This is a genomic window from Thermomonas sp. HDW16 (genome assembly GCF_011302915.1).
GTDB lineage: Bacteria > Pseudomonadota > Gammaproteobacteria > Xanthomonadales > Xanthomonadaceae > Thermomonas.
In genome coordinates this window covers 2,675,516-2,697,691 of sequence record NZ_CP049872.1, presented here as the reverse complement: position 1 = coordinate 2,697,691, position 22,176 = coordinate 2,675,516, and the positions used below count along the sequence as shown (strand labels likewise).

The 22,176-nt window shown below is 65.6% G+C and carries 25 protein-coding genes and 1 tRNA gene; 21 read left to right on the top strand and 5 right to left on the bottom strand.

All coding sequences use genetic code 11. The features are described 5' to 3' along the window. Positions 1-4 precede the first annotated feature (4 nt). The 14 genes from G7079_RS12820 to G7079_RS12755 all read left to right on the top strand — a co-directional run bounded on the left by G7079_RS12820 (position 5) and on the right by G7079_RS12755 (position 14,655). Positions 5-334 carry a DnaJ domain-containing protein gene (locus G7079_RS12820; RefSeq protein WP_166057678.1) on the top strand — a complete coding sequence of 110 codons (330 nt, stop codon included), beginning with the start codon at positions 5-7 and terminating at the stop codon, positions 332-334. Positions 335-336: 2 nt separating this feature from the next. Further along, complete coding sequence (rpe, locus tag G7079_RS12815; protein WP_166057955.1) at positions 337-1,008, top strand: ribulose-phosphate 3-epimerase; 672 nt, start codon at positions 337-339, stop codon at positions 1,006-1,008. A gap of 166 nt (positions 1,009-1,174) precedes the next feature. Then, positions 1,175-2,122, top strand: a complete 948-nt coding sequence (yegS, locus tag G7079_RS12810; RefSeq protein WP_166057677.1) for a lipid kinase YegS — start codon at positions 1,175-1,177, stop codon at positions 2,120-2,122. Positions 2,123-2,254: 132 nt separating this feature from the next. Next, on the top strand, positions 2,255-3,703 hold the full coding sequence (gene trpE / locus G7079_RS12805; protein WP_240906294.1) for an anthranilate synthase component I: 1,449 nt from the start codon (positions 2,255-2,257) through the stop codon (positions 3,701-3,703). Positions 3,704-3,726: 23 nt separating this feature from the next. Next, positions 3,727-4,458: an SIMPL domain-containing protein gene (locus G7079_RS12800; protein ID WP_166057675.1), complete on the top strand. Its 732-nt coding sequence runs from the start codon at positions 3,727-3,729 to the stop codon at positions 4,456-4,458. 10 nt (positions 4,459-4,468) lie between these two features. Further along, on the top strand, positions 4,469-5,047 hold the full coding sequence (locus G7079_RS12795) for an aminodeoxychorismate/anthranilate synthase component II (protein WP_166057674.1): 579 nt from the start codon (positions 4,469-4,471) through the stop codon (positions 5,045-5,047). Positions 5,048-5,049: 2 nt separating this feature from the next. Continuing rightward, complete coding sequence (trpD, locus tag G7079_RS12790) at positions 5,050-6,084, top strand: anthranilate phosphoribosyltransferase (RefSeq protein ID WP_166057673.1); 1,035 nt, start codon at positions 5,050-5,052, stop codon at positions 6,082-6,084. A 31-nt stretch (positions 6,085-6,115) separates the two neighbouring features. Next, on the top strand, positions 6,116-7,288 hold the full coding sequence (iadA, locus tag G7079_RS12785) for a beta-aspartyl-peptidase (RefSeq protein WP_166057672.1): 1,173 nt from the start codon (positions 6,116-6,118) through the stop codon (positions 7,286-7,288). Positions 7,289-7,317: 29 nt separating this feature from the next. Next, positions 7,318-8,160: a cyanophycinase gene (locus tag G7079_RS12780; protein ID WP_166057671.1), complete on the top strand. Its 843-nt coding sequence runs from the start codon at positions 7,318-7,320 to the stop codon at positions 8,158-8,160. 45 nt (positions 8,161-8,205) lie between these two features. Further along, the gene (cphA, locus tag G7079_RS12775; RefSeq protein ID WP_166057670.1) at positions 8,206-10,986 is read left to right on the top strand and encodes a cyanophycin synthetase; all 2,781 of its coding nucleotides are present in this window, start codon (positions 8,206-8,208) and stop codon (positions 10,984-10,986) included. After that, complete coding sequence (locus tag G7079_RS12770) at positions 10,983-12,755, top strand: Mur ligase family protein (RefSeq protein ID WP_166057669.1); 1,773 nt, start codon at positions 10,983-10,985, stop codon at positions 12,753-12,755. Before cphA ends, G7079_RS12770 begins: the two co-directional genes overlap by 4 nt. Positions 12,756-12,797: 42 nt before the next feature. Further along, positions 12,798-13,148, top strand: a complete 351-nt coding sequence (locus G7079_RS12765) for an antibiotic biosynthesis monooxygenase (protein WP_166057668.1) — start codon at positions 12,798-12,800, stop codon at positions 13,146-13,148. After that, positions 13,145-13,936 carry an indole-3-glycerol phosphate synthase TrpC gene (gene trpC / locus G7079_RS12760; protein WP_166057667.1) on the top strand — a complete coding sequence of 264 codons (792 nt, stop codon included), beginning with the start codon at positions 13,145-13,147 and terminating at the stop codon, positions 13,934-13,936. The genes G7079_RS12765 and trpC overlap by 4 nt, the downstream gene beginning before the upstream one ends. After that, on the top strand, positions 13,933-14,655 hold the full coding sequence (locus tag G7079_RS12755; RefSeq protein ID WP_166057666.1) for a haloacid dehalogenase-like hydrolase: 723 nt from the start codon (positions 13,933-13,935) through the stop codon (positions 14,653-14,655). The genes trpC and G7079_RS12755 overlap by 4 nt, the downstream gene beginning before the upstream one ends. A 1-nt stretch (position 14,656) precedes the next feature. On the opposite strand, the gene G7079_RS12750 is transcribed toward G7079_RS12755, so the two are convergent. The 3 genes from G7079_RS12750 to crp are packed head-to-tail and all read right to left on the bottom strand — an operon-like array spanning position 14,657 to position 16,241. After that, complete coding sequence (locus G7079_RS12750) at positions 14,657-15,043, bottom strand: zf-TFIIB domain-containing protein (RefSeq protein ID WP_166057665.1); 387 nt, start codon at positions 15,041-15,043, stop codon at positions 14,657-14,659. A gap of 5 nt (positions 15,044-15,048) precedes the next feature. Continuing rightward, the gene (locus G7079_RS12745) at positions 15,049-15,516 is read right to left on the bottom strand and encodes a GNAT family N-acetyltransferase (RefSeq protein WP_166057664.1); all 468 of its coding nucleotides are present in this window, start codon (positions 15,514-15,516) and stop codon (positions 15,049-15,051) included. Positions 15,517-15,560: 44 nt separating this feature from the next. Then, entirely contained in the window at positions 15,561-16,241 is a 681-nt protein-coding gene (gene crp / locus G7079_RS12740; RefSeq protein WP_166057663.1) for a cAMP-activated global transcriptional regulator CRP, read from the bottom strand. 127 nt (positions 16,242-16,368) lie between these two features. On the opposite strand from crp, the gene speD reads away from it, so the two are divergent. Further along, the gene (gene speD / locus G7079_RS12735; protein WP_166057662.1) at positions 16,369-17,160 is read left to right on the top strand and encodes an adenosylmethionine decarboxylase; all 792 of its coding nucleotides are present in this window, start codon (positions 16,369-16,371) and stop codon (positions 17,158-17,160) included. 57 nt (positions 17,161-17,217) lie between these two features. Here the strand turns inward: speD and G7079_RS12730 are convergent, their stop codons facing one another. Further along, complete coding sequence (locus tag G7079_RS12730; protein WP_240906196.1) at positions 17,218-17,751, bottom strand: hypothetical protein; 534 nt, start codon at positions 17,749-17,751, stop codon at positions 17,218-17,220. 89 nt (positions 17,752-17,840) lie between these two features. On the opposite strand from G7079_RS12730, the gene G7079_RS12725 reads away from it, so the two are divergent. Then, positions 17,841-18,407 carry a YaeQ family protein gene (locus tag G7079_RS12725; RefSeq protein WP_166057661.1) on the top strand — a complete coding sequence of 189 codons (567 nt, stop codon included), beginning with the start codon at positions 17,841-17,843 and terminating at the stop codon, positions 18,405-18,407. Positions 18,408-18,411: 4 nt separating this feature from the next. Here the strand turns inward: G7079_RS12725 and coq7 are convergent, their stop codons facing one another. Continuing rightward, positions 18,412-19,056: a 2-polyprenyl-3-methyl-6-methoxy-1,4-benzoquinone monooxygenase gene (gene coq7, locus G7079_RS12720; protein WP_166057660.1), complete on the bottom strand. Its 645-nt coding sequence runs from the start codon at positions 19,054-19,056 to the stop codon at positions 18,412-18,414. A gap of 169 nt (positions 19,057-19,225) precedes the next feature. Here coq7 and rplM point away from each other — a divergent pair, with 169 nt between their 5' ends. From rplM to G7079_RS12695, 5 genes are all read left to right on the top strand, one after another. Then, positions 19,226-19,654, top strand: a complete 429-nt coding sequence (gene rplM / locus G7079_RS12715) for a 50S ribosomal protein L13 (RefSeq protein ID WP_166057659.1) — start codon at positions 19,226-19,228, stop codon at positions 19,652-19,654. Positions 19,655-19,656: 2 nt separating this feature from the next. Then, entirely contained in the window at positions 19,657-20,049 is a 393-nt protein-coding gene (rpsI, locus tag G7079_RS12710; RefSeq protein WP_166057658.1) for a 30S ribosomal protein S9, read from the top strand. Positions 20,050-20,097: 48 nt separating this feature from the next. Then, positions 20,098-20,172, top strand: a tRNA-Gln gene (locus G7079_RS12705). Positions 20,173-20,296: 124 nt separating this feature from the next. Then, complete coding sequence (locus G7079_RS12700) at positions 20,297-21,037, top strand: 2OG-Fe dioxygenase family protein (RefSeq protein ID WP_206203210.1); 741 nt, start codon at positions 20,297-20,299, stop codon at positions 21,035-21,037. Between the two features lie 66 nt (positions 21,038-21,103). Then, complete coding sequence (locus G7079_RS12695) at positions 21,104-22,093, top strand: fumarylacetoacetate hydrolase family protein (RefSeq protein ID WP_166057657.1); 990 nt, start codon at positions 21,104-21,106, stop codon at positions 22,091-22,093. Positions 22,094-22,176: the final 83 nt, after the last annotated feature.

Genomic DNA, 22,176 nt, shown 5'->3' with positions numbered 1-22,176 from the left:
CGGCATGACACGACGCTGGTACGGCAAATTCTTCGGCCTGATCGCCGGTTGGCTGCTGCTGCGGCATCCGGCGGGTGGCCTGCTGGGCCTGTTGATCGGCCATGCCTTCGATGCCGACTGGCTGAAGACCACCCGCGACAATCCCTACCGCGTGTTCGGGCTGACCAGCGAGGCCAGCGACGCCGAGATCGAACAGGCCTATCGCCGGCTGATTTCGCAATACCACCCGGATCGCGTGGCCGGTGCGGCACCGGAGCTGCAGAAGCAGGCCGAGGACAAGGCGCGCGAGATCAATGCGGCCTATGACCGCATCCAACAATTGCGGAAGAAATGAGCATGCAAAGCACTGTCATTGCCCCATCCATCCTCTCCGCCAACTTCGCCAAGCTGGGCGAGGAAGTGGAAAACGTGCTGGCCGCCGGCGCGGACTGGGTGCATTTCGACGTGATGGACAACCACTACGTGCCCAACCTCACCATCGGCCCACTGGTCTGCGAGGCGCTGCGCAAGCACGGCGTGACCGCGCCGATCGACGTGCACCTGATGGTCGAGCCGGTGGACCGGATCATCCCGGACTTCGCCGCCGCCGGCGCCACCCACATCAGCTTCCATCCCGAAGCCAGCAAGCACGTGCATCGCAGCGTGCAGCTGATCAAGTCGCTGGGTTGCCAGGCGGGCCTGGTGTTCAACCCGGCCACGTCGCTGGATGTGCTGGACTACATGCTGGGCGACATCGACTACGTGCTGCTGATGTCGGTAAACCCCGGCTTCGGCGGGCAGGCCTTCATCCCGTCCACGCTGGACAAGCTGCGCCAGGTGCGGGCGATGATCGATGCCAGCGGCCGGCCGATCCGCCTGGAAATCGACGGCGGGGTGAAGCCGGACAATATCGGCGAGATCGCGAAAGCGGGCGCTGATACCTTCGTCGCCGGCAGCGCGATCTTCGGCAAGCCGGACTATGCCGGCATCGTTGCGCAGATGAAGGCAGCGGTCGCCGCGGCGCGCTGAAAAAAAGCCGACGCCGCAGGGGGTGCGCGACATCGGCCCGGGGAATGGTTGGGCGTCCTGCCCGTCAATCGTCCCTGCAATGGCCTTCCATGCTCCGGGCATTGCGTGACGCTGTCGTGACAGATCGCGTGTAGTCGCGTTCATGTGCAGCGGTTAGCCTAGCGGCATGGATTCAACCCCGCACTGGCGCCTGATCCTCAACGGCAAATCCGCAGGCGACGATGCCGTGCGCGCGGCCGTCACCGGCATGCGCGAAGCGGGCGTGTGGCTGGAGGTGCGCGTCACCTGGGAAGGCGGCGATGCGCAACGCTACGTGGCCGAAGCGGTCGCCGATGGCGTCGATGCGGTGATCGCCGGTGGCGGCGATGGCACCTTGAACGAAGTCGCGTCCGCGCTGGCGCATTGCGATGCGCCGGCCGAGCGGCTGCCCGCGTTGGCGGTGATTCCGCTGGGCACGGCCAACGACTTCGCCACCGCCGCCAATATCCCGGTCAAGCCTGGCGATGCACTGCGCCTGCTGCACACGCCGGCGGTGCCGATCGATTTGCTCAAGGTGGAGGCCAACGGCCGCTCGCATTGGGTCGTCAACCTGGCCAGCGGGGGCTTCGGCACCCAGGTCACGGCCGAGACCAATGAAGGCCTGAAGAAACTGCTGGGCGGCCTGGCGTATGTGTTGACCGGCTTGTCGCGGCTTGGCCAGATCCAGCCGCAACAGGCGCGGATGCGCGGTCCGGGTGCGGATTGGGAGGGCGGGTTCATCGCGCTGGGCATCGGCAATGGCCGCCAGGCCGGCGGCGGCCAGGTGCTGTGCCCGGATGCCTGGGTGGACGATGGCCTGCTGGACGTCACCATCGTCCTGCCGCTGCAAGGCGAAGTGCTTTCGGCGGTCGGCGCGGCGATGCCCGATGGCAAGAACGCCATGTTGGAGCAGGTGGCGGTGCGCAAGGCCGTGCCATGGGTGGAAATCGAAGCAGCGCAGCCGTTCACGCTGAACCTGGACGGCGAGCCGGTCAAATCCGCCCGTTTCCGCATCGAATGCGTGCCGGGCCGCATCCGCATGCACCTGCCAGCCGATTGCCCGCTGCGCCGGAACGCGGCTACAGTAGGGCCATGAATCGGGCGAACCCGTCTTTCGAACATGGCTGGCGATGGTGGCGAGATTCCGCCGCCCAGATCGCCCGTATGCCCATGAAGGACGCCCCGCTTGATCACCCCCGCGAAGTTCGACCAACACGCCTTTGACCGGCTGGCCGCTGACGGCCATACCCTGATTCCCGTCGTGCGCGAGGTCCTCTCCGACCTCGATACGCCCTTGTCCGTCTACCTGAAACTGGCCGACGGTCCGCATACCTATCTGTTCGAGTCGGTCGAAGGCGGCGAACGCTTCGGCCGTTATTCGATCATCGGCTTGCCCGCGCGCCGCGTGTACGAGGTGCATGGACATACGCTGCACGTGCGCGAAGACGGCGAGATCGTGGAAACCCGCGAACTCGACGACCCGCTGGCCGAAGTCGAACGCCTGCGCAGCGAACACCGCGTGCCCAAGCTCGATGGCCTGCCCGGCTTTACCGGCGGGCTGGTCGGCTGGTTCGGCTTCGAGTGCATCGAATACATCGAGCCGAAACTGCGCGCCACGCCGCTGCCGGACGAACTCGGCACGCCCGACATCCTGCTGATGCTCAGCGAGGAACTGGCGGTCTTCGACAACCTCAAGGGGCGGCTGTACCTGATCGTGCACGCCGATCCGCGCCAGCCGCAGGCCTGGGCACGCGCCAATCGCCGGCTGGATGCGCTGAGCCATCGCCTGCGCCACGGCGGCGCGCCGTATCCGGAAACCTTGCACGGCAGCGCATTGGACGAGGCCGATTTCGTCAGCGGCTTCACCCGCGAAGGTTTCATCGATGCCGTGCATCGCAGCAAGGAGTACATCGCTTCCGGCGACGCCTTCCAGGTGGTGCTCAGCCAGCGCATGAGCGTGCCGTTCCGCGCGCGCCCGGTGGATGTGTACCGCGCGCTGCGGGCGATGAATCCCTCGCCCTACATGTATTTCCTCGATACCGGTGCGACGCAGGTGGTCGGTTCCTCGCCTGAAATCCTCGTCCGCCTGCAGGGCGATGACGTCACCGTGCGTCCCATCGCCGGCACCCGCCCACGCGGCAAGACGGTGGAAGAAGACATCGCGCTGGAAGCCGAACTGCTGGCCGACCCGAAGGAACGCGCCGAACACCTGATGCTGATCGACCTGGGCCGCAACGATGCCGGCCGCGTGTCCGAGCCGGGCACGGTGGAAGTGGGCGAGCAGTTCGTGATCGAACGCTACAGCCACGTCATGCACATCGTCAGCGAGGTCACCGGCCGCCTGAAGGATGGGTTGAGTTACATGGACGTGCTGCGTGCGACATTCCCCGCCGGCACCGTCAGCGGCGCACCGAAGATCCGCGCGCTGCAGATCATCCGCGAGCTGGAACCGGTCAAGCGCAACATCTATTCCGGCGCGGTTGGCTACATCGGCTGGCATGGCGATGCCGATACGGCGATCGCCATCCGCACCGCGGTGATCCAGGACGGCCGCCTGCACGTACAAGCCGGTGCCGGCATCGTCTACGACTCCGATCCGCAGTCCGAGTGGGACGAGACGATGAACAAGGGGCGTGCGTTGTTCCGCGCGGTGGCGGAAGCGGCGAGGGGGTTGTGATGGATTTTCATGGAGGAAGGGCAATGAAGCGAATCGCATTCGCCGCGGTGTTGTTGCTGGGTGTATTCAACGTGCAGGCGCAGTCCATCGGCGGCTCGCCGTTCATTGCCGTGCATGGCAAGGCGAAAGCCGAGGTGGTTCCAGACGTATTCCCGCTCGAAATCACGTTGAAGGACACAAGCCTCGACTCGGCGAAGACACAGGCATTGATCGAGGGTTATGCCAGCAAGGTAGTCTCTCTCACGCAAGAAATGAAGATGGAAGACCGCGACGTCACTGTCTCGAACCTCAGCGTATCGCCCGAGTATCGCTACGACGACAAGGATGATGAGCAGGTCTTTCTGGGAAATACCTACCAGCGCCAGATCAAGCTCAGCTTTCACACATTGGAAGCGCTCAAGAAAATGATCGAAGCGTTACCACAAGCCAAGCAAGTGCAGCTGGATACCGGCACGTTCGTGTCATCGAAGGCTGACGAAATTCGTCGCGACCTGCTCGCGCAGGCGGTAGACGATGCGCGAACGACCGCAGAGATCATGGCCAAGGCGGTTGGCAAACGGCTAGGTACCGTCCACAACGTCTCTAACCAGGGATTCAACGTGCGCTATGTCGAATCCAGTGATTCGTACTCGCTGGATCGCGTGACAGTCACAGGATCAAGGTTGAGTGCGAATGCCCCGGCGCCGGTTGTTTTGAGCAAGGGAACCATTCAGTTGGATCAAAACGTCTACATCATCTACACGCTGATCGATTGAGGACACTGCCGTGTTGCTGATGCTCGACAACTACGACTCCTTCACCTACAACCTCGTCCAGTACCTGCAGGCGCTGGGCGCCGAGGTACGGGTGGAGCGCAACGATGCGCTGACGGTGGAACAGATCGAAAAGCTCGCACCGCAACGCATCGTCATCTCACCGGGGCCGTGTACACCGAACGAAGCCGGTGTCTCGCTGGAACTGATCGAACGCATGGGTGCCAGCACGCCGATCCTCGGCGTCTGCCTGGGCCACCAGAGCATCGGCCAGGTCTACGGCGGCGACGTGATCCGTGCGGGCCGCATCATGCACGGCAAGACTTCGCGTATCCGCCACCAAGGCAAGGGCGTGTTCGCCGGCCTGCCGGATGGTTACGAGGCCACCCGCTACCACTCGCTGGTGGTGGACAAGGCCACGCTGCCGGCTGTGCTTGAAATCACCGCGTGGACGGAGAACGAGGATGGCTCGATGGAGGAAATCATGGGCCTGCGCCATCGTGAGTTCCCGGTGGAAGGCGTGCAGTTCCATCCCGAATCCATCCTGACCCAGCACGGCCACGCGTTGCTGAAAAACTTCCTGGAACGCTGACCATGGCTTTCTCTCCGCAGGACGCGTTGCAACGCGCCATCGAACACCGCGAAATCTTCTTCGACGAAATGGTCGAGCTGATGCGCCAGATCATGCGCGGCGAGGTGTCGCCGGTGATGACGGCCGCCATCCTCACCGGCTTGCGGGTGAAGAAGGAAACCGTGGACGAGATCGCCGCCGCCGCCAGTGTGCTGCGCGAATTTTCGCGTCCCGTCGAAGTCGCTGATCGCACCCATCTGGTCGATATCGTCGGCACAGGCGGCGATGGCGCGCATACCTTCAATATCTCCACCGCCTCGATGTTCGTGGTGGCTGCCGCTGGCGCAAAAGTCGCCAAGCACGGCAACCGCAGCGTGTCGTCGAAGTCTGGTAGTGCGGATGCGCTGGAAGCGCTGGGCGCGAATATCGAACTTCAGCCGGAACAGGTGGCCGCCTGCATCGAGCGCTGCGGGATCGGCTTCATGTACGCGCCGATCCATCACCCGGCGATGAAGGTGGTCGCGCCAGTGCGTCGCGAAATGGGCGTACGCACGTTGTTCAATATCCTTGGCCCGCTGACCAATCCGGCCAATGCGCCGTCGATCCTGATGGGCGTGTTCCATCCGGATCTGGTCGGCATCCAGGTGCGCGTGTTGCAGGAACTGCGCGCCGAGCGCGCGCTGGTGGTCTGGGGCCGCGACAACATGGACGAATTCTCGCTGGGTGCCGGCACATTGGTCGGCGAGCTGCGCGACGGCAAGGTGCGCGAGTACGAGTTGCATCCGGAAGACTTCGGCATCGCCATGGCGCATAGCCGCAACCTGCGCGTGGCCGATCCCGAACAGTCCAAGGCCATGCTGCTGCAGGCGCTGGACAACCACGACGGCCTGCCGCGCGAGATCGTGGCCTACAACGCCGGTGCAGCACTGTACGTGGCCGGCGTGGCGGAGGACATCCGTGACGGCATCGCCCGCGCACGCAAGGTGATCGCCAGCGGCGCGGCGCGGGCCAAGCTGGACGAATACGTGGCCGCCACCCAGGCACTGGCCGCCGCTTGACGCTGCCGCACCCGACCCGCACCCTGCCGCGATGACCGCATCCCTGCTCCTGCTCCGCAATGCCGACGTGTACGCGCCCGACGCGCTGGGCCGGCGCCATCTGTTGATCGGCGGCGGCAAGGTGCTGTGGATGGGCGAGTCCGAACCGGTGTTGCCGGACATGCTCGGCATGGAAACCATCGATCTCGCTGGCGCGCGCCTGATCCCCGGTTTCATCGACGGCCATGTGCATGTCAGTGGCGGCGGTGGCGAAGCCGGTTACGCCAGCCGTGTACCGGCGCCGTTGCTGTCGCGCTACACCAGCGCCGGGGTGACCACGGTGATCGGCTTGCTCGGCACCGATGACGTGTCGCGCAGCACCGCCGAACTGCTCTCGCATGTGTACGCGCTGCGCGAGCAGGGCCTGGGCGCGTGGGCCTATTGCGGCGGTTACCACATCCCGCCGACCACGCTGACCGGCACGGTGCGCGGCGACATCGTGTTCAGCGATGCGTTGATCGGCGTAGGCGAAGTGGCGATCAGCGACCACCGCTCCAGCCAGCCGACGCTGGATGATGTGCTGCGGCTCGCTTCGGAAGCGCATGTGTCCGGCCTGATGACCGGCAAGGCCGGCATCGTCCATCTGCACCTGGGCGATGGCCCGCGCGGCCTGGAACTGGTGCGGCAGGCGCTGGACACCAGCGAACTGCCGCCGCGCGTGTTCCAGCCGACGCATATCAACCGCAAGAAAGCGCTGTTCGAAGAGGCCGTGGCCCTGGCGAAGCGCGGCTGCCATGTCGATATCACTGCCTTCCCGGTGGAAGAGGGCGAAGACGCCTGGCCCGCCGCCGAGGCGCTGATCCGCTACCTGGACAGCGGCGCGCCGCCGGAACGGGTCAGCATCAGTTCCGATGCCGGCGGCTGCCTGCCCTGTTTCGACGAGCACGGCCGCGTCTGCGGCATGGACGTGGGCCATTCCGGCGCGTTGCTGGAGACCCTCAACGCACTCGTCGCACGCGGCCTGTCGCTGGAACGTGCGCTGCCGGCGTTCACCAGCAACGTGGCCGACCTGCTGCGGCTGGCCGGCAAGGGCCGGATCGCGGTCGGCGGCGATGCCGATCTGGTCGCGCTGGACGCGCAGGGCGCAGCCAGCGATGTCTGGCTGGGCGGCGTACCTCATCTGCGGGCGGGCGAAGTCCTGCGCCGTGGTATGTTCGAGCGCTGATTTTTCAAGGTTTCAGGAACCCGTAGCACATGCCAAGCAAGGTGGCCGAAGGCGCGCAGCGCGGCTGGATCGTCCCCATCGGTGGGGCCGAGGACAAGGAAAACGACAAGCGCGTGTTGCGCCGGTTCTTCGAACTGTGCGGAGGTGCGGGCGCGGACATCGCGGTGATCCCGACCGCGAGCCGGCTCAACGACACCGGCGACCGCTACGAGCAGCTGTTCGGCGAGATGGGCGCGCGCAATGTCAGCGTGCTCGATTTCGATACCCGCCGCGATGCGCACGAGCGCAACCGGGTGGCGGCCATCGAGCAGGCCAGCGGCATCTTCATCACCGGCGGCAACCAGCTGCGGCTGTCCACCATCCTCGGCGGCACGCCCATCGCGCAGGCGATCCGCGCCTGCAACGCGCAGGGCATCCCGGTCGGCGGCACCAGTGCCGGCGCCGGCATCCTCAGCGAGCACATGATCGCCGGTGGCGAGAGCGACAGTTCCACGCCGCATGCCAACAGCGTGCGGCTGGCGCCGGGCCTGGGCCTGACCAATCGCGTGGTGATCGATCAGCATTTCCGCCAGCGCGACCGCCTCGGTCGGTTGCTGGCGGCACTGGCCTACAACCCGTTCGCGATCGGGCTTGGTGTCGATGAAGACACCGCTGCGCTGATCGGCCCGGACAACGTGATCGAAGTGGAAGGCAGCGGCGCGGTCACCGTGGTCGATGCCGACGACCTGCAGTTCTCGTCGATGGCGCAGGTGGATGGCAATGCGCCGGTGTGCATGCTGGGCGTGCAGATCCACATCCTGACTGCCGGTGCCAGTTACAACCTGGAAACACGCAAGGCCTCGGCCGGTTCGCTATCGCCCGTCAAGGAATGATCGTCGTCGCAAATTGAAGCAGCAACGAATTGAGCGGAGGGCTCGATGCGCATCTTGAACCGCAACGTCTACGTGGGCCCCTCGCAGTACGCGAAGTTCCCGGTCATCCGCCTGGAGCTGGATCTGGGTGCGCTGGAGCAATGGCCCACCGCGAAACTGGGCAACGGGTTTATCGATGCGCTGGTCGCCGCCTTGCCGGGACTGGCCGAACATGGTTGTTCGTATCGCGAGCCCGGCGGCTTTATCCGCCGCATGCGCGAAGGCGATGGCACTTGGCTCGGCCATGTGCTGGAGCACGTCGCCATCGAGCTGCAGAACGTGGCCGGCGAAGACGTGACCTTCGGCAAGACCCGCAGCATTTCCGACGACCGCCCCGGTGTGTATTCGGTGGTCTACGAATACGCGCAGCGCGAGGAAGGCATCGCTGCCGGCGAGCTTGCACTGAAGTTGCTGGATTCGCTGCTGCCGACGGAGCTGCGTACCGCGACCGACGATTCGTGGAATTGGGAAGAAGAGCGCGACGGCTTCATCCGCTATGCGCAGCGCCGCGCACTGGGGCCGTCCACGGCTTCGCTGGTGAAGGCGGCGGTGGATCGCGGCATTCCGTGGCTTCGCCTGAACGAGCAATCGCTGGTGCAACTGGGCCATGGCAAGTACCAGCAACGCATCCAGGCCACGGTGACTGGGCGCACCCCGCATATCTCGGTGGAACTGGCCAGCGACAAGGAAGAGACCAACAAGATCCTGGGCTCGCTCGGTTTGCCGGTGCCGCGCCAGGAATTGGTGCAGAACGCCGATGCCGCCTGGCGTGCCGCGCGCAAGCTGGGCGGCACCGTGGTGCTGAAGCCGTACAACGGCAACCACGGGCGCGGCATCACCATCAACATCAGTGAGGAAGCCGATGTGCGCGCCGCGTTCGAGGCTGCGCGCGAGCATTCGCGTTCGGTCATCGTGGAAACCTATCTGGCCGGCGACGACCACCGCCTGCTGGTGGTCAATGGCGAACTGATCGCCGCGACCAAGCGCACGCCCGGTCATGTGGTCGGCGACGGCAAGCAGACGGTTGCCGAGTTGGTGGAGATCGTCAACAGCGATCCGCGCCGCGGTGTCGGCCATGAAAAAGTGCTGACCAAGCTCAAGCTCGACCGCGAGGCCGAACTGATGCTGGAAAAACTCGGCTACACCGCCGATTCCGTGCCGAAGGACGGCGAAGTGGTGCCGTTGCGCTCCACCGCCAATCTCTCCACCGGCGGCACCGCCACCGACGTCACCGACATCATCCACCCCGACAACCGGGCGATGGCCGAACGCGCGGTGCGCGCGATCGGGCTGGATGTCGGCGGCGTGGATTTCCTCAGTACGAATATCGCCGAGAGCTACAAATCCATCGGCGGCGGCATTTGCGAAGTGAATGCCGCGCCCGGCTTCCGCATGCATATCGCGCCGAGCGAAGGCACCCCGCGCGATGCCGCAGGCCCGGTCATCGACATGTTGTTCCCGCCGGGCACGCCGACGCGGGTGCCGATCGCCGCGATCACCGGCACCAATGGCAAGACCACCACCTCGCGCATGCTGGCGCACATCGCCAAGATGGCCGGCTACACGCCGGGCCTGACCACCACCGACGGCGTCTACATCGACGGCCAACGCACGGTGGAAGGCGACATGACCGGGCCGGTCTCCGCGCGCATGGTGATGGCCGATCCGCAGATCGATTTCGCGGTGCTGGAAACCGCACGCGGTGGCCTGGTGCGCGCCGGCATGGGCGTGGGCGAAGTGGACGTGGGCGCGGTGCTCAATGTCGCTTCCGATCACTTGGGCCTGCGCGGCATCGACACCCTGGAGCAATTGGCCGAGGTGAAACGCATCGTGGTCGAAGCCGCGACCGAGTGCGCCGTACTGAATGCCGACGACCCCAATGTGCTGAAGATGTCCGGCTACACCGATGCCAAAGTCATCTGCTACGTGACCATGAATCCCTCGCACCCGCTGGTGCGCGAGCACGTGCGCGCCGGTGGCCGTGCCTGCGCACTGGAGGCCGGCGTCAACGGCCACATGATCACGTTGTACGACAAGGGCAGCCATATCCCGCTGCTGTGGACGCACCTGATCCCGGCCACATTGGAGGGCCGCGCCATGCACAACGTGCAGAACGCGATGGTGGCCGCGGCGATGGCGTTCTCGATGGGCATCAAGCTTGACGCGATCCGTCACGGCTTGCGCACCTTCGACACCACCTTCTTCCAGGCGCCGGGCCGGATGAACGTGTATGGCGAGCATCCGTTCAAGGTGATCATGGATTACGCCCACAACGCGCATGCGGTGGGGATGATGGCGGACCTCGCGCAGCGGCTGGACGCCAATCGCCGCATCGTGGTGCTGGCCGGTCCCGGCGACCGTCGCGATGAAGACCTGCGCGAGATCGCCAATACCGTTGCCGGCAAGTTCGATCATTATGTGGTGCGTCGCGACGACAGCCTGCGTGGCCGCGATGGCGACGAAGTGCCACGCATCATCGCCAAGGCCTTGCTTGCCGCCGGCGTGGCCGAAGGCGCGATCAGCACGATTCCCGATGAACAGGAAGCGGTGGATGCGGCATTGCGCATGGGCCAGCCGGGCGACTTGATCGTGATGTTCGCCGATGCGTTGACCCGCACCTGGAAGCAGATCATCCGCTTCAAGCCGGACGGCGACATGCCACGCGCCGCCGCGCGCGCCGAGATTCCGACGCTGGAAACCACGCTGGACGAACAGCTGGTGGCGGCGATGGAAGGCGTGGTGCGCGACGAGCGTGGCCTTCGCTTCGAGCGCGAGGAAAGCGATTGAGCCACGAGCCTTTCGAGGATTCGCGCCGGCTGACTGGCGCGAACCTGTATTTCGGTGGCGCCGGTGCGGCGCTGGAAACAGCGCCGGGTTTGGTGTTCGATGCCGAGGCCTTGCTGCGCTGGCGCAGCAATATCGCCCGCGTGCGCGCCGCGCTCGATTGGCAGAACGGCGCGATCTTCGTGCGCGAACATGCGACCGGCGCATCGCTGGCGTTCGAGGCACCGCTCGACCAGTTGTACACCGCCACCGAAGCCAACGAATGGGCGCTGTACGCCGCGCTCGGTTTGCGTGCGAGCGATGCGCCAGTCGATGAAGATAGCGAAACGCCACGCCCGCATGTCGCCCATTTCGACGACGACGAAGCCTTGCGGCAGCTGCGCGCATTGGCCGATGCGGAAGCCAAACCGCAACTGCGCGCCTTGATCGAAGCGGCACATGCGCACGGCCTGCCCGCGCATGCGGACGACGACGCACTGTCCATCGGCGAAGGCGAAGCCGCACAGATCTGGACGCTGGACGCATTGCCGGACATCGACGCCGTGCCGTGGCCGCACCTACGTGCGATTCCGAAAGCCGTTGTCACCGGTTCCAACGGCAAGACCACCACCGTGCGCTTGCTGGCGGCGATGCTGCGCGCGCATGGCCTGCGCGCCGGCTACAGCAGTACCGACGGCCTATTCATCGACGGCGAACGCGTGGAAGCCGGCGACTACTCCGGTCCAGTCGGCGCGCGTACCGTGTTACGCGATGCGCGAGTACAGGCCGCCGTGCTGGAAACCGCACGCGGCGGCCTGCTGCGGCGCGGGCTGGTGGCGAACGATGCGCGCGTCGCGGTGGTCACCAATATCAGTGCCGATCATTTTGGCGAGTACGGCGTGCACACGCTGGACGATATCGCAGCGGTCAAGCTGGTCGTCGCCAAGGCGCTGGCGGCGGATGGCGTGCTGGTCTTGAACGCCGATGACGCGCTGCTGGTGAAGCATGCGGCTGCGACCGGCGCTTCGCGCATCGGCTGGTTCGCACTGACGTTGGACGCGGCGCTTGCGCGTGGTGCGCTCGCCTGCGGCGTGCGCGAAGGTCGCCTGATACTCGCAGTGAACGGCATCGAACATGATCTAGGCGCCATTGCGGACATGCCGCTGACGCTCGGTGGTAGCGCTCGCTACAACATCGCCAATATCGCGGCGGCTTCGCTGGCGGCGCAGACGCTGGGCATCGCGCCCGCCACGATTGCAGCGGTGTTGGCGCGCTTCGGTGGATCGAACACGGACAACCCCGGTCGCCTGCAACGCTGGACGTTGGGCGATGTGCAGGTGTTGCTGGATTACGCACACAACCCGGACGGTCTGCGCGGGCTGCTGCAGGTCGCCGAAGGTCTGCGCGGCAACGGTCGGCTGGCCTTGCTGTTGGGCCACGCCGGCAACCGGCTGGAAGCGGATTTCCGCGCGCTGGCGGCTGTTGCTGCCGCAGCAAAGCCAGACCGCGTGTGGCTGAAAGACATCGGCGGCGACTACCTGCGCGGCAAGGAATCCGGACAGGTGGCAAGCATCATCCGCGACGCGCTGATGAAGGCGGGCATGGCCGAAGATGCGTTGCCCGTTTGCCTGGACGAGGCCGAAGCCTCGCGCCAGGCGCTGGCCTGGGCACGTGCCGGCGACCTGCTGGTGTTGCCGGTGCATGAGCCGGAACGGCGCGACGTGGTGGTGGCCCTGCTGGATCGTCTGCGTGATGAAGGTTGGCGCGCGGGGCGGTCCTTGCCGGAAGGCTGAGCGGCCTCGACTAGAATGGTGCTTCACCGCCAGTCCCCCGCAATGCGCGACCTTCCTTCTCCTTTTGCCCAACTGCCCGTGCCGCCGTACTACGCGGTGGTGTTTTCGTCCGCGCGCAATGCACAGGACGAGGCCGGCTACACACAGGCCGCCGAGCGCATGCTGGTGCTGGCCGCGCAGCAGCCCGGCTACCTGGGCGTGGAATCGGCGCGCGGCACGGACGGCTTCGGCATCACCGTGTCCTACTGGGATAGCGAGGCGGCGATTACGGCCTGGAAGCAGCAGGCCGAACACGCCGCCACCCGTGCCCACGGGCGCGAACATTGGTACGACCACTTTGAACTGCGCATCGCCAAGGTCGAGCGCGCCTACGGAAAATCCTTGAGCCGATGAGCACGATCCTCAACACCATCCTGACCCGCAAGCGTGAAGAAGTGGCCGCCCGCCGCGAGCGTGTGTCGCTGTTCGAATTGAAGACGCGCGCTGCGTCCGCATCGCCGCCGCGCGGTTTCGCCGCTGCCATCGAACGCAAGATTGCCGCCGGCGAAGCTGCAGTGATCGCGGAAGTAAAAAAGGCCAGCCCGTCGAAAGGCGTGATCCGCGCCGATTTCGACCCCGCCGCCATCGCGCGCAGCTACGAGGCCGGCGGTGCAGCCTGCCTGTCGGTGCTGACCGACATCGATTTCTTCCAGGGCGCGGACGAGTACCTGCTTGCAGCACGCGAGGCTTGCGTGCTGCCGGTGTTGCGCAAGGACTTCATCGTCGATGCCTGGCAGCTATACGAGGCGCGCGTACTCGGCGCCGACTGCGTGCTGCTGATCGCCGCTGCGCTGGACGATGTACAGCTGGCCGAATACGCCTACATCGCCGACGAGCTGGGCATGGACGTGTTGGTGGAAGTGCACGACCTGGACGAACTGGAGCGTGCGCTACCGATTCCGGCGCGCCTGCTGGGCATCAACAATCGCAACCTGAAGACCTTCGACGTGTCGCTGCAGACCACGCTTGACCTGCAATCGGCGGTGCCTGCGGATCGCGTGCTGGTGACGGAAAGCGGCATCCTGGCGCGGCCCGACGTGGCCCTGATGCGCGAGAACGATATCCATGCGTTCCTGGTCGGCGAGGCCTTTATGCGCCAGCCGGATCCAGGTGCGGCGCTGCGCGAATTGTTCGGCGCATGAGCACGCAGTTTCCTACGCCGCGCGCCGACGCGCCGCTGGTGGTGTTCGACTTCGACCACACCCTGTACGACGGCGACTCCGGCAGTCACCTGTTCAAGTGGTTGCTCGACCGCGCGTGGTGGCGGCAGCTGCTTGCGATCCTGGTCACGCCGATTGCAGGGCCGATGGTGGCGTGGCTGCGTACGCGCCGCGCGGGTATTTCGGTGTTCGTGTGGATCGGCACCGTCGGCTTGCATCGCCGGCGCGACCTGGATGCTCTGATCGATGGCTATGTCGAAGCCAATGCCGCAGCCATCAGGTCCCACCTGCTGCCGACCGCGCTCGATGTGCTGCACAAGCATCGCGAAGCCGGCGACTGCGTGGTGGTCGCCACCGGTGCGCCACCGGAACTGGCGCGGGCGATCCTGGCATTCGTCGCACAGCAGGACGTGCCGGTGGTCGGCTCACTGGTCGGGCCGAAATTCGGCGCACTCGGCGCGATCCGCCACTGCCACCACGCGATGAAGATGACCATGCTGCGCGAGGCCGGCTACACCCAGCCGGTGGCCATCGCCTACAGCGATTCCTCGGCCGACCTGCCCTTGCTGCAGGCTGCACGGAATCCCGTCGTGGTGAACCCGAAAGCCAAGCGGGTGGCGATGTTTCGCCGGGTATTGCCGCCCGGCACGCCGATCCTCAACTGGGGCTGTCCCGGTCGCGCGGGCGATCCGGCGACTTGATTCAGTCGCGCCCGAACAGGCGTTCGAGCAGCGAAGGATCCTCGCTCACTTCGCGGAATTCCCCGGCATCGTAATAGCGGCCGTAGCATTCCTTGCAGCTTTCGAAATGCAGGTCAGGTTGCTTGACGTCCACCATCCGGATCAGTGGCACGAATTCGCACTGCGGGCACATCAGCGTGCGCGGCTCCGGGCCGGCCGAGCCTTGGTATTCCTCCGGATCGATCTTGTCTGCGCGCTCTTCCAGCTGTTCATGCGCCATCAGCGGCAGCCATAGCCCCTTGCAACCCTCGCAGCGGTAGGCATCGTTCTCCGGGTAGCGCTGGATGCACATCTGCGCAGCGCATTTCGGGCAGGTCAGGGTGTCCGGGAGGACGGCGTCACTCGGCATCGATCTCAGGCTCCAAGCAGTTTGACGAAACGCACCGAACTGTCCTTGTAGCCACAGGCGCGGTAGAACGCGTGCGCCTCGGTGCGCTGTGCACCACTGGTCAGTTCGATGCGGGCGGCACCGCCGACGCGGGCGCGGCGTTCGGCTTCCTTGAGCAGGGCGCGGCCGATGCCGAGGCCCTGCGCGGTGGGGGTGACTACCAGCGCGGTGACGCGGCAGGTGGTGGTGCCCAGCGGCAGGTAGTACATGAAGTCCAGCGCAATCAGGCCGACCACCGCGCCGTCACGGCGGGCCACCACCAGCGCCTGGCGGTCGTTGTCGGCGATCACCGAGATGCGTTCGATGGCCTCGTCGATCTCGCAGGGATAGCCCAGGTCGCTGAGTAGGCGGGCGACATCGTCGCCGTCGGCGATAGCGGCGATCCGCAAGTCGGTGCCCAAGGGGTAATGACCGGTCGAGAAAGCGCGGCTCATTGCGGTCGATCCCCTTTTGGCGTCATGCGATGGCTCTTGTCCGGCTAGCGCGTGCCGTACACGACCACGGTCTTGCCGCGCGCGTGCAGCTTGCCGTCGGCCTGCAGCTTCTTCAGCACGCGGCCGGCCATCTCTCGCGAGCAGCCCACCAGCCGTGCCAGCTCCTGCCGCGACACGCGCAGCTGGGTGCCCTGCGGGTGGCTCATCGCCTCCGGCTCCTTGGCCAGGTCGAACAGGGTGCGGTAGATGCGGTCGCTGACGTCCAGGAAGGCCAGGCGGCCGGCCTTGCGGCTGGTATGCAGCAGGCGTTGGCTGATCTGCGCGCCGATCGAGTACAGCAAACGCGCGGCATCGTTGGCCTGGGCCGCCAGCAATTGTTGCAGGCGGTCGTAGCCGATTTCCGCCATTTCGCAGGCAGTGCGGGTGCGCAGGGCGACCCCGCGTTGCTCGCTTTCCACGAACAGGCCCATCTCGCCGACGAATTCGCCGGGGCCGATGTAGCCCAGCACCAGCTCGCGGCCGTCTTCCTCGCCGGCGATGATGCTGACCGAGCCGGAAATGATGTAGTAGAGGGTGCTGGCATCGTCGCCAGGGCGGAACACATCGGTACGCGCCGGGTAACGCCGGCGGTGGCAATGCGCGATGAAGCGCTCGATCGTCGCGGGATCAGCGCCAAGGGGATTGGCGATGCGCGGCGAGATCGGTTTGGCGAAAGTGGTGCTCATGGTGTCTCGAACAGGTTTCGCCCGCACTGTAGGCTGATCTGCGGTGGGGGGCAAACGGCGTGCACGCGCCGACCGGCGGTTTGCCGCATAATCGCGACCCTGTTCGTGTCTTCCGGAATCTCCCGCCGTGGTCAAACCGCTGCCGCGCCTGAAGCTGCAAGGCTTCAACAACCTCACCAAGTCGCTGAGCTTCAACATCTACGACGTCTGCTATGCGGCGTCGGAAGACGAACGCCGGCGTTACATCGAGTACATCGACGAGGAATACAACGCCGATCGCCTGACTCAGATCCTGACGGACGTGGCGGAAATCATCGGTGCCAACATCCTCAACATCGCCCGCCAGGACTACGACCCGCAGGGTGCCTCGGTGACGATCCTGATCTCCGAGCAGCCGGTGGTCGACAAGGCCGATGCCAAGGGCGTGATCTCCGACGCGGTGGTCGCGCACCTCGACAAGTCGCACATCACTGTCCACACCTATCCGGAAACCCACCCGGACAACGGCATCGCCACCTTCCGTGCCGACATCGACGTGTCCACCTGCGGCGTGATCTCGCCGCTGAAGGCGTTGAACTACCTGATCGAGTCGCTGGAAAGCGACATCGTGGTGATGGACTACCGCGTGCGCGGCTTCACCCGCGACGTGAAGGGCCGCAAGCACTACATCGACCACAAGATCAATTCGATCCAGGACTACCTGGCCAAGAACGTGCGCGGGCGCTACGAGATGCTCGATGTCAACGTCTACCAGGAGAACATCTTCCACACGAAGATGCACATGAAGGAATTCGACCTCGACAACTACCTATTCGAGGAGAAGGCCAAGAACCTGTCGTTCAAGGAGCGCATGAAGATCGAGGCGCGCCTGCGCCGCGAGATCGAGGAGCTCTACCACGGCCGCAACCTGGTCGACTGAGTTCGATCTTCCGTGGTGTCGAAAAGCCGGCGAAAGCCGGCTTTTCGTGGCCGGGCCTCAGCCGACGCCGGGTCGCGCCGGCATGCCCAAGGCACTTGCGACCAGTTGCATGGCTTCCATGTCGCGTTCCAGGGTGATCCAGCCCGCCAGCGTCGGCTCGCCGGTTTCCATCGTCCACAGGCTGTAGTGGTGTTCGCGCAACTGCGCGTGGGCGATGTGCAGCAGCGCGTCGGTATCGGGCAATTCCTGCGCGTCGTCGTCCACGCCCCAGTCGATGTGCAGGCGCCAGCGTCCGGCCAGTTCATCCAGCGCTTCCATCAGTCCCTGCGCATCGACTTCGCCCACGTGGAAGCCGGCTTTCCAGTCGATGACGTCGCGCAGCAACGGTACCGGGTCGGCATCGGCGCCGGCTTCGTCCAATGCTTGCTGGAATGCGGCGAACTGCTGCAGGGCAGCGTCCTCGTCGTCCGGATTGACCAGCAGCAGGAATTGCCAGGCCACCAGTTCGAGTTCGGCATCGTCATCCACCCCGGCCTGCGCATGGAAAGCGTGGCCGAAATTGTCGTCGGGATCGTATTCGTGGGTGGTCATCGGGTCACTCCGTGCAAGCGCGCAGCATACGGCGGCGTGGGCCGTAGAATGGCGCACCCTCGAACCGGCCCATGGCCGCAGGACGCGCCATGGCTGCCAATGCCACCATCTACAAGGCCGAATTGCAGGTCACCGACCTCGATCGCCATTACTACGCCAGCCACGCGCTGACCCTGGCCCAGCATCCGTCGGAAACCGACACCCGCCTGCTGGTGCGGCTGCTGGCGTTCGCGCTGTTCGCCGACGAGCGCCTGGAGTTCGGCCGCGGCCTGAGCGACGAGGACGAGCCGGCGCTGTGGCGGCGCGATTACACCGGCGCCATCGAGCAATGGATCGAGCTCGGCCAGCCGGATGAGACGCGCCTGCGTAAGGCCAGCGGACGCGCGGCGCAGGTCATCGTCATCGGTTACGGCGGGCAGGCGGCCGAGGCGTGGTGGAAGCGCAACACGGCGGCGTTTGCGCGGCTGCGCAACCTGACGGTGATTGAACTGGACGATGCCGAGCTGGACGAGGCATCCGCCCTGCTCGGACGCGGGATGCGCGTTACCGCGATGATCCAGGATGGCGAACTGCAGCTGATGGACATGGATGCAGACCGCAGCGTGACCTTGCGTCCGCGCGTGCGGATGCGCGATGGCGTGGCGACACCGGGCTGAGCGTTTAGAACCGGTAGGCGACCGACTTCATCAGTTTCGATGCGGCCGCCATCAGGCGCGGGATCGGTTGCGGCAGGGTCTTGGCGCCGGCGGCTTCGGCATGGTCGGCATGCCGCGCTTCGTCTTCCTTCATCGTGCGCAGGATGGCGCGGCTGCGGCCATCGGCCTCCGGCAGGGTCTGCAGGTGTTCTTCCAGGTGCGCCTCGACTTGGCGTTCGGTTTCGACCACGAAGCCCAGGTTCCAGCCATCACCACGCAGCCCGGCCAACGCGCCGATCGCGTAACTGCCGGCGTACCAGACGGGGTTGAGCAGGCTGGGCCGGCTGTCCAGCTCGCGCAGGCGGTCCGCGCACCAGGCCAGGTGATCGGTTTCCTCTTGTGCGGCGTGCAGCAGTTGCGCGCGCGTGGCCGGATCGCGGGCCACAGCGGCCTGGCCGATGTAGAGGGCCTGCGCGCAGACCTCGCCAACGTGGTTGATCCGCATCAGGCCAGCGGCGTGGCGGCGTTCGGCCTCGTCCAACACCACGTCAGGAGTGGATTCGCTCGGATTCGCGCGCTCGGCGCGGGGGTTGCCGGCCACGGTGGACAGTGCGTTCTGCACCGAGTCCAGCAGGCGGTCGAGCGGGCTGAGGCTGCGCGATGTCGACATCCGCCCATTCTAGGCGGGTGGGGAGGCTGGTTGCACGGCCCGGCTTGGCGGGCTATCATTCCGCTCCTTTCGCGCCGAAAAGTGGCCGGAAGAACAACGCGAGGCGACGTTCCCGTCCTGCAAGGGATGCCGAACCAGCCCGACCATGCACCCCCGTAGAAGAGTTCCCATGAAGACTTTCATCGCCAAGAACGAGACCGTCCAGCGCGACTGGTACGTCGTGGACGCCGAGGGCAAGACCCTGGGTCGTCTGGCCGCAGCACTGGCCTACCGCCTGCGCGGCAAGCACAAGCCCGTTTTCACCCCGCACGTCGATACCGGCGATTACCTCGTCGTGATCAACGCCGAGAAGATCGCGGTGACCGGCAAGAAGCTGCAGGACAAGATGTACCACCGGTTCACCGGTTACGTCGGCAACCTGAAGACCGAATCCCTGGCACAGGCGCTTGAGCGCCACCCGGAGCGCGTGATCGAGATCGCCGTGAAGGGCATGCTGCCGAAGAACACCCTGGGCCGCGCGATGTACCGCAAGCTCAAGGTCTACAAGGGCTCCGAACACCCGCACGCTGCTCAGCAGCCGCAGACGCTGGACATCTGATCATGGCGATTACCCAGAATTACGGCACCGGCCGTCGCAAGTCCTCCACCGCCCGCGTGTTCCTGCGCAAGGGCAGCGGCAATATCACCGTCAACGAGCGTCCGCTGGACGAATTCTTCGGCCGTGAAACCGCGCGCATGATCGTGCGCCAGCCGCTGGAGCTGACCAAGCACATCGAGACCTTCGATATTCTCGTCACCACCAGCGGTGGCGGCACCACCGGCCAGGCCGGTGCGATCCGCCTGGGCATCGCCCGTGCGCTGGTCGAGTACGACGAAACCCTGAAGACCGAACTGCGCAAGGCCGGTTTCATGACCCGCGATGCACGCGAAGTCGAGCGCAAGAAGGTCGGCCTGCACAAGGCACGTCGCGCCACGCAGTTCTCCAAGCGTTAATGCACCTGTCGTGCCGGCCCTCGTGGCCGGCGCTACAATCAGTTTCATAGCCCCGTCGCCAAGCGGTAAGGCACCTGACTCTGACTCAGGCATTCGGAGGTTCGAATCCTTCCGGGGCTGCCAGTTCCAAGACAAAGTTCGAAGACAAAACCCGCCGCAAGGCGGGTTTTGTCGTTTTGGCATGCGTATTCGCCATGCCCGCGATGGCGGTGCGATGCGACAATATGCGTCCCGTCCGGAGGTCGCCATGGTCGCCCGTTTCCCCGCCCCCAGCGTGCCGCTGTCCGGCTTGGGCGTCGCCATGCGCGACGAGGGTTATGCCATCCTCGAGCCTGAGTCGGTGGCGGCGCTGGCGGGCATGTCGATTGGCGGCTTCGATACGCTGGTACCCGCCTGGGACGACCTGCCGCTGGACGAATATCTCAAGGACGGTGGTCGCTATCGCCGGCGTCGGCATGCCAGCTTCATCGCCGAAGACGGACAGTTGCGGTTGGTGCCGCATCGCCGCCATTGGCAGCCGCTTGACTACAACGCCTTGCATGGCGGCATGGATCGCTGGTTCGCACCGATCACCACAGACACATTGGCCGATCCCGCGTGGGACAAGCTGGTGCTCGGCATCGCCAATGCGTGCAGCCGGCAGCGGCCGGTGCCGCGCTGGCACGTGGAGGCGCACCAGTTCCGCATCGATACCACCGACGGCTTGGGCCGGCCCACGCCAGAAGGCGCGCATCGCGATGGCGTGGATTTCGTGGCGGTGCTGCTGCTGGACCGGCACAACATCAAGGGCGGCGAGACCCGCGTGTTCGATGCTGATGGTCCGCGCGGCCAGCGCTTCACCCTGGAAGCGCCGTGGTCGCTGATGCTGATGGACGATGCGCGGGTGATCCACGAATCCACGCCGATCCAGCCGCTGGACGATGCCGGTGGTCACCGCGACACGCTGGTGCTGACCTTCCGCGAACAGGCGTTCCTGGGCGATGACTGACGCGCGCGGCGCGGCGCACATCGTTACAATTGCAACTATCAATCCAACGACAGATTTGAGGCCACGATGAAGCTGGGTTCACTCAAGGAAGGCGGGCGCGACGGCACCCTGATCGTGGTCTCGCGCGATCTGACCAAGGCCGTGCGCGCCACCGGCATCGCGCCCACCCTGCAGCGCGCGCTGGAAGATTGGGAAAGCGCCGCGCCGCGCCTCAATGCCCTGTCCGATGCGCTCAATGCCGGTGATGCCGACGGCGTGTTCGACCTCGACATGCATGCCCTGGCGGCGCCGCTGCCGCGCGCCTATGAGTTCGTCGATGGCAGCGCCTACCTGCCGCACGTGGCGCGCGTCCGCCGCGCGCGCGGCGCCGAGGTGCCGGAGAGCTTCTACGTGGATCCGTTGATGTACCAGGCGGTCAGCGCCGGTTTCTACGGCCCGCGCGATGCGGTGAAGGTGGTCAGCGAGGACTACGGCATCGACCTCGAGGCCGAGATCGTGATCGTCACCGACGACGTGCCGATGGCGGTGACGCCGAAGCAGGCGGCATCGCACATTCAGCTGGTCGGCCTGGTCAACGATGTCAGCCTGCGCAATCTGATTCCGCCGGAGCTGGCCAAGGGCTTCGGCTTCCTGCAGAGCAAGCCGCGTAGTGCGCTGAGCCCGGTGTTCGTGACCCCGGACGAACTCGGTGCGGATTGGCGGGACAATAAGCTGCACCTGCCGCTGCTGACCCACATCAATGGCAAATGGTTCGGCGCACCGGAAGCGGGCGTGGACATGCAGTTCGATTTCGCCCAGCTGGTGGCGCATGCGGCGAAGACGCGGCCGTTGTCGGCCGGCACCATCGTCGGTTCCGGCACGGTGGCGAACGAGGACACCTCGCTGGGCGCGTCCTGCTTCGCCGAGCAGCGCACGGTGGAAACCCTGCGCGATGGAAAGCCGTCCACGCCGTTCATGAGTTTCGGCGACAGCGTGCGCATCGAGGTACTGGACAAGGCCGGCAACAACATCTTCGGTGCCATCGAACAACGGATCGAGCGCCAGCCGGCGCCCTGAGCGTACCGGCGGTCGCCCGGCGCCGGCGAAAGGGTTTCACGCACAGGTGCTGGGCGCTAATGTGCCGCGACGGGGGCGGAAGC

Coding starts and splice junctions, on each gene's coding strand:
- G7079_RS12820 (WP_166057678.1), top strand. CDS start 5: ATGACACGACGCTGGTACGGCAAATTCTTCGGCCTGATCGCCGGTTGG.
- rpe (WP_166057955.1), top strand. CDS start 337: ATGCAAAGCACTGTCATTGCCCCATCCATCCTCTCCGCCAACTTCGCC.
- yegS (WP_166057677.1), top strand. CDS start 1,175: ATGGATTCAACCCCGCACTGGCGCCTGATCCTCAACGGCAAATCCGCA.
- G7079_RS12800 (WP_166057675.1), top strand. CDS start 3,727: ATGAAGCGAATCGCATTCGCCGCGGTGTTGTTGCTGGGTGTATTCAAC.
- trpD (WP_166057673.1), top strand. CDS start 5,050: ATGGCTTTCTCTCCGCAGGACGCGTTGCAACGCGCCATCGAACACCGC.
- iadA (WP_166057672.1), top strand. CDS start 6,116: ATGACCGCATCCCTGCTCCTGCTCCGCAATGCCGACGTGTACGCGCCC.
- G7079_RS12780 (WP_166057671.1), top strand. CDS start 7,318: ATGCCAAGCAAGGTGGCCGAAGGCGCGCAGCGCGGCTGGATCGTCCCC.
- cphA (WP_166057670.1), top strand. CDS start 8,206: ATGCGCATCTTGAACCGCAACGTCTACGTGGGCCCCTCGCAGTACGCG.
- G7079_RS12765 (WP_166057668.1), top strand. CDS start 12,798: ATGCGCGACCTTCCTTCTCCTTTTGCCCAACTGCCCGTGCCGCCGTAC.
- trpC (WP_166057667.1), top strand. CDS start 13,145: ATGAGCACGATCCTCAACACCATCCTGACCCGCAAGCGTGAAGAAGTG.
- G7079_RS12755 (WP_166057666.1), top strand. CDS start 13,933: ATGAGCACGCAGTTTCCTACGCCGCGCGCCGACGCGCCGCTGGTGGTG.
- G7079_RS12750 (WP_166057665.1), bottom strand. CDS start 15,043: ATGCCGAGTGACGCCGTCCTCCCGGACACCCTGACCTGCCCGAAATGC.
- G7079_RS12745 (WP_166057664.1), bottom strand. CDS start 15,516: ATGAGCCGCGCTTTCTCGACCGGTCATTACCCCTTGGGCACCGACTTG.
- crp (WP_166057663.1), bottom strand. CDS start 16,241: ATGAGCACCACTTTCGCCAAACCGATCTCGCCGCGCATCGCCAATCCC.
- G7079_RS12730 (WP_240906196.1), bottom strand. CDS start 17,751: ATGACCACCCACGAATACGATCCCGACGACAATTTCGGCCACGCTTTC.
- G7079_RS12725 (WP_166057661.1), top strand. CDS start 17,841: ATGGCTGCCAATGCCACCATCTACAAGGCCGAATTGCAGGTCACCGAC.
- coq7 (WP_166057660.1), bottom strand. CDS start 19,056: ATGTCGACATCGCGCAGCCTCAGCCCGCTCGACCGCCTGCTGGACTCG.
- rplM (WP_166057659.1), top strand. CDS start 19,226: ATGAAGACTTTCATCGCCAAGAACGAGACCGTCCAGCGCGACTGGTAC.
- rpsI (WP_166057658.1), top strand. CDS start 19,657: ATGGCGATTACCCAGAATTACGGCACCGGCCGTCGCAAGTCCTCCACC.
- G7079_RS12700 (WP_206203210.1), top strand. CDS start 20,297: ATGGTCGCCCGTTTCCCCGCCCCCAGCGTGCCGCTGTCCGGCTTGGGC.
- G7079_RS12695 (WP_166057657.1), top strand. CDS start 21,104: ATGAAGCTGGGTTCACTCAAGGAAGGCGGGCGCGACGGCACCCTGATC.